At 43.5% G+C, this 10,097-nt stretch carries 10 protein-coding genes and 1 pseudogene; 1 reads left to right on the top strand and 10 read right to left on the bottom strand.

The annotated features are described in order from the left end of the window. From H525_RS26505 to H525_RS0114660, 4 genes and pseudogenes are all read right to left on the bottom strand, one after another. Positions 1 to 193 (bottom strand): annotated as a pseudogene (locus tag H525_RS26505) (transposase); the annotation flags it as partial. A gap of 249 nt (positions 194 to 442) precedes the next feature. After that, on the bottom strand, positions 443 to 1,132 hold the full coding sequence (locus tag H525_RS0114670) for a uracil-DNA glycosylase (RefSeq protein WP_027416815.1): 690 nt from the start codon (positions 1,130 to 1,132) through the stop codon (positions 443 to 445). Between the two features lie 331 nt (positions 1,133 to 1,463). Then, on the bottom strand, positions 1,464 to 2,300 hold the full coding sequence (locus tag H525_RS0114665) for an alpha/beta hydrolase (RefSeq protein ID WP_027416814.1): 837 nt from the start codon (positions 2,298 to 2,300) through the stop codon (positions 1,464 to 1,466). A gap of 24 nt (positions 2,301 to 2,324) precedes the next feature. After that, complete coding sequence (locus tag H525_RS0114660) at positions 2,325 to 2,570, bottom strand: hypothetical protein (RefSeq protein WP_027416813.1); 246 nt, start codon at positions 2,568 to 2,570, stop codon at positions 2,325 to 2,327. Between the two features lie 240 nt (positions 2,571 to 2,810). Here H525_RS0114660 and clpP point away from each other — a divergent pair, with 240 nt between their 5' ends. Continuing rightward, positions 2,811 to 3,413 (top strand): ATP-dependent Clp endopeptidase proteolytic subunit ClpP, encoded by a 603-nt coding sequence (clpP, locus tag H525_RS0114655; protein ID WP_027416812.1) that lies wholly within the window; start codon positions 2,811 to 2,813, stop codon positions 3,411 to 3,413. Between the two features lie 65 nt (positions 3,414 to 3,478). Here clpP and H525_RS0114650 read toward each other — a convergent pair whose 3' ends face one another. From H525_RS0114650 to H525_RS24235, 6 genes are all read right to left on the bottom strand, one after another. Then, positions 3,479 to 3,736: an HPr family phosphocarrier protein gene (locus H525_RS0114650; RefSeq protein WP_027416811.1), complete on the bottom strand. Its 258-nt coding sequence runs from the start codon at positions 3,734 to 3,736 to the stop codon at positions 3,479 to 3,481. 63 nt (positions 3,737 to 3,799) lie between these two features. Continuing rightward, the gene (whiA, locus tag H525_RS0114645) at positions 3,800 to 4,741 is read right to left on the bottom strand and encodes a DNA-binding protein WhiA (protein WP_027416810.1); all 942 of its coding nucleotides are present in this window, start codon (positions 4,739 to 4,741) and stop codon (positions 3,800 to 3,802) included. Positions 4,742 to 4,750: 9 nt separating this feature from the next. Next, a complete protein-coding gene (locus H525_RS0114640) occupies positions 4,751 to 5,716 on the bottom strand; it encodes a gluconeogenesis factor YvcK family protein (protein ID WP_027416809.1) in 966 nt (321 codons plus the stop codon). A gap of 13 nt (positions 5,717 to 5,729) precedes the next feature. Next, on the bottom strand, positions 5,730 to 6,605 hold the full coding sequence (rapZ, locus tag H525_RS0114635) for an RNase adapter RapZ (RefSeq protein ID WP_027416808.1): 876 nt from the start codon (positions 6,603 to 6,605) through the stop codon (positions 5,730 to 5,732). A gap of 273 nt (positions 6,606 to 6,878) precedes the next feature. Next, positions 6,879 to 7,841: a thioredoxin-disulfide reductase gene (trxB, locus tag H525_RS0114630; RefSeq protein WP_027416807.1), complete on the bottom strand. Its 963-nt coding sequence runs from the start codon at positions 7,839 to 7,841 to the stop codon at positions 6,879 to 6,881. A gap of 172 nt (positions 7,842 to 8,013) precedes the next feature. Continuing rightward, positions 8,014 to 9,717 carry a tetratricopeptide repeat protein gene (locus tag H525_RS24235; protein ID WP_051331061.1) on the bottom strand — a complete coding sequence of 568 codons (1,704 nt, stop codon included), beginning with the start codon at positions 9,715 to 9,717 and terminating at the stop codon, positions 8,014 to 8,016. Between the last annotated feature and the right edge of the window lie 380 nt (positions 9,718 to 10,097).

Genomic DNA, 10,097 nt, shown 5'->3' with positions numbered 1-10,097 from the left:
ATTCCAAAGATTCCCTCCCCATAGTTTCTTTTTTAGCTGGGGGAACTCTTTAAATAGCAACCTTGCCGAAACACCTTTTAACGCTTTGATGATATTTGGAATTGAATGTTGCTTTATGGCGATATTTCACACACCATACAATATGGTATTGGATAGAGTACACATATCCTCTACCATGTTTGACTTCTGCCATGTTATCCACCTCAATCACAGGATAACATATGTCAAATATTTTTTAAGTTATTATCGCTAAATATCAGTGTTTTTTTGTTAATAGACGAGTCAACATATGTCGGACAATTGATGTGTCAAAAGACACGCCTTGTCCGAAGCCAATTCATCTCATGACGGAAGTCACGAGTGTTCTCGGCTAATTTATAAAGTAGAAAACACACATAATGATAAAAAATCTAGGAATCGCTACGATGAAAAATCTCCCGGTTTATTCCTGAACGGCTAAATCAGGAATTTTCCAGTCAATCACCTGTTCGCCGACGTTCACTAAACACTCATTCGTACGCGAAAAAGGCCGGCTGCCGAAAAAACCTCTCCGCGCTGATAGAGGACTTGGATGTGAGGATTCAATAATAAAATGACGATTGGATGTGATAAGTTTACGCTTCGCCTGCGCCGGACTTCCCCACAAGATAAAAACGATAGGTTCTGACTTCTCGTTTAATAAAGATATAATACGGTCAGTAAATATTTCCCATCCTTTTCCCTTATGTGAGTTGGGTTCACCCCGGCGAACCGTCATCACCGTGTTTAACAGCAATACCCCCTCTTTTGCCCATTTCACCAGATAACCATGATTCGGTATAGGGTAGCCTATGTCACTATGCAATTCCTTAAAAATATTTTTCAAAGAAGGCGGAGGGGTAACTCCAGGCTTTACGGAAAAGCTCAGCCCATGCGCCTGCCCGGGCCTGTGATATGGGTCTTGTCCCAATATGACTACTTTCGTTTTGACAAACGGAGTTAGATTCAATGCCGAAAAAATGTTGTCTCTCTCCGGATAGATTTCTTTCGTGGCATATTCATCGAGTAAAAATGTGCACAACTGCTTGTAATAAGGTTTTTCAAACTCTCCTTTTAGCAGATCAGCCCAGTCGGTTTCCAAATGATCCAGCATCATAACCACCACCTTCGTTTTTTTACGATCTTACCCCCGTTTATGACTCTGGTTCATCTTGCGAACCAAAACCGGAGCTTATATCCAATGCCGCGTACTGTCAAAATGTATAAAGAATTTTCTCGCATATCAATTTCCACTCCCCCTACGTCCAAAAACGCAACCAAAATCCCGAGGCGTACTGCATCTATATCTGTTTAATTATATAATTTATTTTACTACATATCGTATTAATCGGGTAAAGATGTCGGATTCTTTCCGACACGGCAAAAAGGGCAGGTGCAAAAAATAAACACCTGCCCTTTCCTGACTGATAGACCAAGGATTCACCCTATAAAACATCCCGTAAAAATGCCGCCGTTGTATCAAGTGCCTGCAGCAGAGGTTCCGTATCTCCTTTATACGGGTGAACCGTGTTAAACGTGTGGCTCCCGCCCTTAATCCAGCATAAGCGACCGTTCCTGGCATGCTGTTTTAAAGACTCAGCTCCTTTCACAAGCCGAGGGAAGTCATCCGTTCCCTGCACGATTAAAAGAGGCTGCTCCATCTCAGCGACGCAGCTTAACAAGTCATACTGTCGGGCATTGACATCAATGTCGTCAATTACAATTTTTTCGATTGGCATTTTCTGTCCGGTTCGCCCGTTCAAAATATAACCGATCCCCGTTTCCTCTACCTGCCTGCGAACCTTGACACCAAAAACATCAACATGGGCAATTCCGTTCCACGTAACCACCGCTCGTATATTTTCGGGATAGGATACAGCGTAAAGGATGCTGTCTCCGCCTCCTTTACTGTGACCGATAAGGCCGATACGGTTAGTATTCATCAACTCGGAACCAGGAAGTTTGCCAGCTTTAAGCATTTGAATCAGAAAATCCAAATCGCTTAACTCCTGCTGATACGTATTACGCCCAAATTTCTCAAGCTCGGTAAAATTCTCCAAGTCTTCCCCAATGCCATTCCCGGAAAAATTAAAGGTGATAGCGGCAAACCCCTGGTCAGCCAGGTATTTTCCGATACGCGGGAACATGCCCCAATCCTTAAACCCTTTAAAACCATGACATACAATAACCACGGGCTTACGGTTCAATTCAGCCGTATTTATAAAAACGTCGCCACGAATCGCTAATCCTTCTTCACGTATTAGTTCAAACGGTTGCTTCATCCATATCGCTCCTTGGAGTATCAATTACCTGCTAAAATCGTCCGAAGTTATCTCCTGGTTCACCAGCAGGGAAGGAACGGGAACCTCTTCTATTTTGCTTACATGGCGGTTATAAACGATCATCTGTCGGCCGTCTTCCATTGTTTCAAAGACAAAAGCACGGTTTTTTAACGTATAGAGGATACGCCCGATTCCTTGCACGGTTTCCCCATCCAAATCACTGTATATTAATTGTATCATTTTTCCTATCCATTCGTCATATACATTCATGCCACCTGCTCCTCTCTAGATTGAATTTCTGTATTTTCACATATTATGGCACACTTAATTATAATATGCTCTAGCTTCGACAAAGGTTCCCGAAATATTTTTAGGCTCGACAAAAAGTTTAAAATGATTAATTTAGAGGAAAAATGTATATAAATAGAGTGTAGACCAGAGCACAACATTATTTGACCTTTTTTGACCTTTGTTGTACTATATATGTAAATACGAGAGGAGGAAAGAACATTGAATCTAATTCCTACAGTCATCGAACAAACCAACCGCGGTGAACGAGCATACGATATCTATTCTCGTCTATTAAAAGACCGTATTATTTTTCTCGGAACAGGAATTAACGATCAGGTAGCGAATGCCGTTGTGGCACAACTACTCTTCCTGGCCGCAGAAGATCCGGATAAAGATATTAGCTTATATATCAATAGCCCAGGTGGATCCATTACATCAGGCATGGCTATTTATGATACGATGCAGTTCATCAAGCCGGATGTTTCTACAATTTGCGTGGGAATGGCCGCTTCTATGGGTGCGTTTCTCTTAACGGCAGGGGCTAAAGGCAAACGCTATGCTCTGCCAAACAGCGAGGTTATGATTCACCAACCGCTTGGAGGAGCACAGGGTCAAGCATCTGACATTCAAATCGCTGCTACCCGCATCTTGAAAATGCGCGATCAATTAAATAAAATTATCGCCGACCGTTCGGGCCAGCCTCTGGAAAGAGTGGAGAAGGATACAGATCGTGACTACTTCATGTCTGCCGAGGAAGCAAAAGATTATGGTCTTATCGACCAGGTAATCGAAAGCTTGGGAAAAAAGGAACAGAATTCATAAACCGGCAAACCGGAAGGTAACTATAAAAAGAGCCGCTCACCATTGGTTGACGGCTCTTTTTATAGTTACTCTTCGTTTTCCACTAAGTCTTTAAGACTCTGAACCGCCTGTTCAGCATCAGGTCCATCAGCAATAATCGTAATTTCTGCTCCACTTTCAACAGCAAGGCTCATAATTCCCATAATGCTTTTGGCATTAACCTTTCTGTCCTCTCGTTCTACAAACACTTCGGATACATGCCGATTGGCTTCCTGAACAAAAAAAGCGGCGGGACGGGCTTGCAGACCGGTTTTAAGTCTAACCGTCACTTTTTCCTGTACCATTCGGGACCTCCCCCTTAAAAACACAAAATTTTTATCATTATAACATGAATACATCTATTTATCTTAAACATTCGTTTGACCGGCACGAAGTTTCGCTGCAATTTCACCAATTTTTCGCAAACGGTGGTTTATACCTGACTTGCTTACTTTCCCGCTGGGCACCATTTCACCTAATTCGCTCAGGTTCATATCCCGGTATTTTAAACGAAGCTCCGCCACCTCCCGCAGCCGGTCCGGTAAATTCTCCACGCCGATTTCCCTGTCGATTAACATAATATTTTCAATCTGCTGCATCGCTGCAGTTACTGTTTTATTCAGGTTAGCCATGTCACAGTTATTTAAACGGTTGGCTGAGTTTTTAATATCCTTTACAATTCGAATATCTTCAAAGTAAAAAAGCGCCTGGTGAGCGCCGATCACCCTGAGAAATTCCGCAATTTTTTCGCCTTCCTTAATATACATGATATGGCCTTTTTTTCGTTCAATACATTTGGCGTTTAATTCGAAGTAATTCGTTAACGCGACAAGTTGCTGGCAGTGTTCCTGATGGGAAGAGAAAATCTCTAAATGATAGCTGGAGGCCTCAGGGTGATTCACCGAGCCCCCGGCTAGAAAAGCTCCGCGTAAATAAGCCCGTTTGCAGCATTCCTTTTCAACGATAGAGGGTGAAATCCCGTAATGAAAGATTCCTTCCTCCATGATTCCCAGCTGATCGAGAATCTCGCGTGCCTGCTGGGGTATCCGTACAAGGTACACATTATTTTTTTTCAGGCGCATTTTTTTTCGTACCAGCAGTTCGACATGGATTTGGAACAGCTTTTTTACAAGCGAATAAATCCGGCGTGCAATAGCCGCATTCTCTGTAGACACATCAAGAACAAAGCGCTTTCCACCGAACTGCAGCGCTCCGTTCATTCGAATTAAGGCGGTGAGTTCTGCCTTTTCACAGCATGGGTCGGTGTCTAATTGCGTAAGCTCTTTTTTTGTTTGTGCAGCAAAAGACATGCTATCACCTCATGCTTTCTTTTCAATCAACCCCATAATTATCTGGCTAAGTTTTGCCGCATTATGCCGCAAAAACTTATCATAAATCAGCAATTGGTCGGCAACAATTTTGTAGCCTTGCCTTGTGAGGTATTCTTCTGAGTAATCCACCGGTTCCTGCCCCTGTGCCGCATACATGGCGCGAACCTCTTCTTCTACCGTTCCGTTATTTACAATAATATATTCAAACAACGAATTACCCACGTGGCTGTGAATGGCTTTGAGATGGTCTCCTGCCGTGTAACCATCCGTTTCGCCTGGCTGCGTCATCACATTGCAAATATAGGCTTTAACCGCTTTGCTTTCCCGAATGGCTTCCACGATACCAGGTACGAGTAAGTTTGGCAGAATGCTTGTATATAAGCTTCCGGGACCGATGATAATGGCATCCGCTTTAATAAGCGCTGTCACCGCATCATCGAGCGCCCTAACATTCTTTTCATCAATAAAGACGCGTTTTATACGCTTTCCCGATTTAGGAATGATTGATTCCCCGGTAACGATTGTGCCGTCTTCCATTTCTGCACTCAATACAATGGCGTGTCTGGCAGCCGGCAAAACCTGGCCTCTAACGGCAAGAACCTGGCTTAATTGTTCAATTGCCGTAACGAAATCACCGCTGAGTTCCATCAGTGCGGCAAGCAGCAGGTTGCCGATAGAATGCCCGGAAAGCCCGTTGCCCCCAACAAATCGATGCTGGAGCAAGCCTTCAAGCAGCGGTTCAGTATCAGCAAGGGCAATCAGCACATTTCGAATATCCCCTGGCGGCGGCATCTTCAACTCACACCGCAGCCTTCCTGAACTTCCGCCATCATCTGCCACTGTAACAATGGCAGTAATATCGACCGGATATTCTTTTAACCCCCGCAGCAGAACAGACAAACCTGTTCCACCCCCAATGACAACTACGCGCGGTTTCCCTTTTTTTCTTCCCATTCTCCACCTCTAATTAACGGCCCTTCTCCATGTCACGATGATTTACGCGGACATTATACTGATCCTGATAACGATTCCCCAGGTATTCAGCAATAGCCACCGATCGGTGTTTTCCACCGGTACACCCGATTGCGACCACCAGTTGGCTTTTTCCTTCCTTCTGGTAATGTGGAAGTGTAAAATCCAAAAAGCCTGTCAGTTTACCAATAAACTCTTTGGAAGTGTCCCATTTAAATACATAATCATACACTTCTGTGTCTTTCCCCGTTTTGGGCCGCAGGGTGTCAACATAATGCGGATTAGGCAAAAAACGCACATCAAAAACAAGATCCGCATCGATCGGTATTCCATATTTGAAGCCGAATGATTGTACATTCACGGTTAAGCGTTCATTCATCTGGCTAAACATTTGGCTAATTTTGCTCTTTAATGCACTGGGTGTTAAATGGCTCGTATCAATGACTAAATTTGCCCGACCTTTTAATTCTTCGAGCAGTCTTCTCTCGGATTTAATCCCTTCGAGCGGAAGCCCCGTCGGAGCCAGCGGATGATTTCGCCTCGTCTCCTTATACCGCTGTACAAGAACTTGATCGTTAGCGTCTAAAAAGAGAATTTGATACGAGATATGCGCCATCTCGCTAAGACGTTCCAATGAGTCAGAAAGTGAATCAAAAAACTCCCGTCCACGCAGGTCAATAACGAGAGCAACCCGCTCAATTCTGCCGCCCGACTGGTCAATCAGTTCGGCAAACTTCGGAATAAGCACTGGTGGAAGATTATCGACGCAGAAGAAACCTAAATCTTCGAGCTTCTGGACGGCAACCGTTTTCCCAGCGCCGGACAAGCCGGTTATAATCAGGAGGTTAATCTCATTTATAGGTTTTTCCATATTTATTCACTTCCTACAGACAGGTTATACAAAATCAAAGCTCCTTTAGATAATATAAGCATACCATTCCTGTCAACTCTGCAGAAAAAAATTTATCACTGCGTATTTTCTTGTATTTGATACAAGAAAGGTATGCTTCCCTATAAGCCAAAAAAAGGACGCAGACATCAGTCTGCGCCTAATATATTTATAAAAGGGGTCAATTAAGTATCTTTAGAATACCCTTTCTTTATTTCAGGAATGTTACAGCGGGGTTAAATATTTATTACGTTTTTATTTAGCCTGTGCTGCTGCTTCCTCTTTAAGGCGTTCATCCAGGTTTTCCACGTAATGCTGGGCGGATAAAGCGGCGTCTGCTCCGTCTCCGGTTGCTGTTACAACCTGTCTCAACGTTTTTTCCCGTACGTCACCGGCCGCAAAAATACCCGGGACGCGCGTAGCCATCCTATCATCCGTTTCAATATAGCCGGCTTCATTTGTAATACCAAGGTTTTTCGCCGCGCTTGAGAGTGGATCCATGCCGACATAAATGAAAATGCCGTCTGCTTTGAATTCCCTTTCTTCCCCGGTTACACGATTATACAACAGGATGGATTGTACAACACCATCGCCTCGGATTTCCTTTACTTCCGTATTCCAGATGAACTCTACTTTTTCATTTTCCATGGCGCGTTTTTGTAAAATTTTTTGCGCACGTAGTTCATCCCGGCGATGAATAATTGTAACTTTCGTCGCAAAGCGTGTTAAAAATGTTCCTTCTTCAACTGCCGAATCACCGCCGCCAACAACCACAAGCTCTTTTCCGCGGAAAAAGGCCCCATCGCAGACCGCACAATAAGAAACGCCCCTGCCTGACAGTTCTTTTTCTCCGGGCACGCCAAGTTCACGATGCTCCGCACCTGTCGCGATAATCACCGCTTTACCTTTGTATTCCTTGTCACCAACCTTCACCGTTTTATAAGGCTGGCCATCAATAATTTCTTTGATATCACCGTATTGGTATTCTGCCCCGAATTTTTTGGCATGTTCGAACATTTTATTGGAGAGATCGGGACCCAGAATGGATTCATAGCCAGGATAGTTCTCGATTTCCTCCGTATTGGCCATTTGCCCACCAGGAATTCCCCGTTCAATCATCAACGTACTCATATTTGCCCGGGAGGTGTACACGGCAGCGGTCATACCGGCCGGACCCGCCCCCGCAATAATGACATCATAAATTTTTTCTTCACTCATCCCTATTACCTCCTATTTATATTTATTTTACCTCATCTGAGAAAGAACTATTCGATTTAATCGAACATTATCGATTTAACAGTTCTATCATAAATCGAAATCACAAAAATGTCTACCGTAACAAGGAATTCTATATAAAGATACCCCGGTTTAAACCGGGGTATCGGAGTGCTTACTCGTTTTTTTCGGGACAAACCCGTGTAATCGTCTTACAATTTCGCGCGAGAGTGGCCGGAGAAACACCATATCGTCGGGCCACTTCCTCCTGGGTTACCGGGTAATGGTTACGTTTAGCAACCAGATATTCAACAGAAGCAGCCCAGGCTTCCTCTTTACGGATAGTGGGAACATTCGGATAAACCGCCCCCACAAACTCAATCCAAAGGTGATGGGCTTCCCGTTGTTCAAACATATCGTACTGTTCGTGCATATGCAGGTTGATGCAATCCATCACATCCTGCCACTTCTTCATCCAAACCGGGAGATTTGTGGAATGAAGACCCGGATCAATCTGCCGCGCTTTATTACTGATCACGGCTTGCAGAGGTTCCTGAACACCCATTTTTCTCAGAACAAAAATCGCTACCCTCTTTAAGTAGTCGTCTTCGCTTGGATTCATCAAAAACAATCGAAGAGCTTCTTCCACCTCACTGTCCGCAATATTTTCAAACGCCTGGATAACCTGCAGTTTTGTATCCTTATCACCAAAACGCAGGGCCCATAGAAAAGATGAACGGATAAGGGGGTTTTTCTTTATTTCTTCGTTAAACTCCTCCTTGGAATACGTATCGCATAACAGCTTTTGCGCTTGGGGAATTTCGTAATGATAGAAAGCTTCGTTCATTGCAAGCCTGCCGCATGCCCTTGCCTGCAAAAGATTTAAGTAGAAAGGAGCTACCGGCTTATCGGGGTCCAACCGTTTGACTTTCTTCCATAATTCCTCGGCTTCTTTTAACCTGCCTGTATTATAAGCAGCTACCGCTCCATAATGAATCAAAAAGATATCACCATATCCGGTATGAGTTATCATTTTTCGGAATAAAAAATAGGCTGCTTCATTCTCTCCAAGAATGCCGAGCGTAGTGGCAAGTTTATACGTTTGATCGAAATGATAAGGAACGATTTTTTTTAACAGATTCAGCACTTCTTGTAATTTCTCTTCATTTTTATTGTGAGAATAAAACACCGCCAGATTACAAAGGGCATGTATGTTATAAGGCTCCAATTTAAGAACAATTTCGACCGTTTCCATCGCCTTTTCAAAATGGCCCATATAATAGTAACATAAAGCTAAATTGTTACGGGCGGCAATGAACTCGGGATTTTCTTTACAGAGCTTCTGAAGGAGCCGGGAAGCTTCAACAAAACGTCCTTCTTCTAACATTTTGCGCGCGCGGTCGTGAAGAACCGCAACCTCCAAATCTTCCTCTGAGCTGGCTTCACGCGGTGAACGCTGCAGTTGGTCACATATATATTCAAGCAAGTCTTCAGCTTCTTCTACAAATTCGCCTTCAGGCAGGGTTTCACAATATTTTAAAAGGTATTGTTCGGCCATTTCAAAATCCATAAGGTTGGTATAATTACTAGCTAAATAAAAGTAGCATTCTGCAAGTTCGGGATCGATTTCCTCAAGCACATGCCAGATAAGGCGGTTGGATTCTTCATATTTGCCAAGTTCAGCTAAAATACCCGCCATGTTGCAATAATTGACCGGATTCCTGGGTTCAAGCTCTATCGCTTTGCGAAAATAACGCAACGCCTTATGGTAATTGAGCTTATTCAAGGATTTCATTGCCCGGTTATAATAGAAGGCGGCATCCATATTTATGGGAACAATATTATTTTTCTTTTTTGGCATGTATTGCTGGTTGCCCATATGTCCCTCCGTTGTTTTTATCCTGATGGTTTAAGTATATCATACTTGAATTAGGATTCACTACCTAACGAGCACCTGTGGGCAGAAGGCGTGCCGTTACTTTTGCTTTTTGAGGTTAGCTACAGGAAAGAAAACTAGGGCTATCGCCTGCGTCTGTGGCATGGTGACAACTTGGCTGCAAACTTGCATGTTGGAGATTTTTGCCTCCCTGTACGCAAAAAAAAGCCATCTCTGATTAGAAATGACTGATGTTATCCCAATACAGGACTTTTATATGTAAAATGATGAACATCAAACTGCATGATGCGTTCATCACAAGTATGCCCAAATTACAAAATGGTGAGCCATACTGGACTCGAACCAGTGACACCCTGATTAAA

The sequence above is a fragment of the Aneurinibacillus terranovensis DSM 18919 genome (genome assembly GCF_000430625.1).
Lineage (GTDB): Bacteria > Bacillota > Bacilli > Aneurinibacillales > Aneurinibacillaceae > Aneurinibacillus_B > Aneurinibacillus_B terranovensis.
This window is presented reverse-complemented; position numbering and strand designations above follow the sequence as displayed.

Bases quoted from the DNA above. Each gene is read 5' to 3' on its own strand.
- rapZ (WP_027416808.1), bottom strand. From the start codon at position 6,605: ATGGAAAAACCTATAAATGAGATTAACCTCCTGATTATAACCGGCTTG.
- H525_RS0114640 (WP_027416809.1), bottom strand. From the start codon at position 5,716: ATGGGAAGAAAAAAAGGGAAACCGCGCGTAGTTGTCATTGGGGGTGGA.
- H525_RS0114670 (WP_027416815.1), bottom strand. From the start codon at position 1,132: ATGCTGGATCATTTGGAAACCGACTGGGCTGATCTGCTAAAAGGAGAG.
- whiA (WP_027416810.1), bottom strand. From the start codon at position 4,741: ATGTCTTTTGCTGCACAAACAAAAAAAGAGCTTACGCAATTAGACACC.
- H525_RS0114665 (WP_027416814.1), bottom strand. From the start codon at position 2,300: ATGAAGCAACCGTTTGAACTAATACGTGAAGAAGGATTAGCGATTCGT.
- H525_RS0114660 (WP_027416813.1), bottom strand. From the start codon at position 2,570: ATGAATGTATATGACGAATGGATAGGAAAAATGATACAATTAATATAC.
- trxB (WP_027416807.1), bottom strand. From the start codon at position 7,841: ATGAGTGAAGAAAAAATTTATGATGTCATTATTGCGGGGGCGGGTCCG.
- H525_RS0114650 (WP_027416811.1), bottom strand. From the start codon at position 3,736: ATGGTACAGGAAAAAGTGACGGTTAGACTTAAAACCGGTCTGCAAGCC.
- H525_RS24235 (WP_051331061.1), bottom strand. From the start codon at position 9,717: ATGGGCAACCAGCAATACATGCCAAAAAAGAAAAATAATATTGTTCCC.